The sequence below is a fragment of the Saccharothrix xinjiangensis genome (assembly GCF_039527585.1).
Taxonomy (GTDB): Bacteria; Actinomycetota; Actinomycetes; order Mycobacteriales; family Pseudonocardiaceae; genus Actinosynnema; species Actinosynnema xinjiangensis.
Window position 1 is genome coordinate 1 of sequence record NZ_BAAAKE010000084.1, and the last position, 697, is coordinate 697.

Consider the following 697-nt stretch of genomic DNA (forward strand, 5'->3'; position numbering starts at 1 on the left):
GTCCCAGCGCGGGGCCGCCACCGCCGTCAGCGCCTCGTACTCCCGCTCGTCCCCGGCGGTGTTCTCCAGGGTGGTGCGGGCCTCCGCGAGCCTCCGGGCTGCCTTCGACTGGGCCTTCGCCATCCCCGCATCGGCCGCCGCGAGGGCCTGTGTGCGGACGATGTCGATCCCCGCCTGGGCGTTGAGGGTCGCCCGGGAGATCGCTGCCGAGTCGCGGGAGTCCTGGAGGACCCGAGAGATCTCCATCCGGGCCCGGGGACTCACCTCGGTGGCCTCCCACAAGGAGTGGAGCCACCACAGCGCCTTCGCCGCGAGCGGCAGCCAGCTGACAGCGAGCCACGCGGAGGTGCCGGCGGCTGCGGTCAGCGCGTGGGCCACCAGCAGGCCCGTCGCGGCGAGGCCGAACAGCCAGCCGGTCAGCGTGACCTTCGGGTTGTGATCGCCTTGGGCGGCGAGACGCCGCTCGTACGCCAGCGCCGCGAGCCAGGCGCCATCGAATCCGGCGCCGATGAGCATCGCCAACCAGGTGCCGATCAGCGGGCCCAGCCACAGGGTGACCACGGCGATCGTGAGGACGGCCGAGGCGGCGGTACCGGCCAGCGCGGGGGCCGCGAGGTAGGCCCGGCGGCCACGGTGTGCCAGGGAGGCGTTCACTCCGCACCCCCCGCCTGCCCGAAGGCCCCCTTGTACAGCACCG

Annotated in this window: 1 protein-coding gene; it reads right to left on the minus strand. The window is 74.2% G+C overall.

Translation table 11 applies throughout. The features are described 5' to 3' along the window. Positions 1 to 654: protein spdB (locus tag ABD223_RS43325; RefSeq protein WP_344044198.1), on the minus strand; the 654-nt coding region annotated here is incomplete at its 3' end. Between the last annotated feature and the right edge of the window lie 43 nt (positions 655 to 697).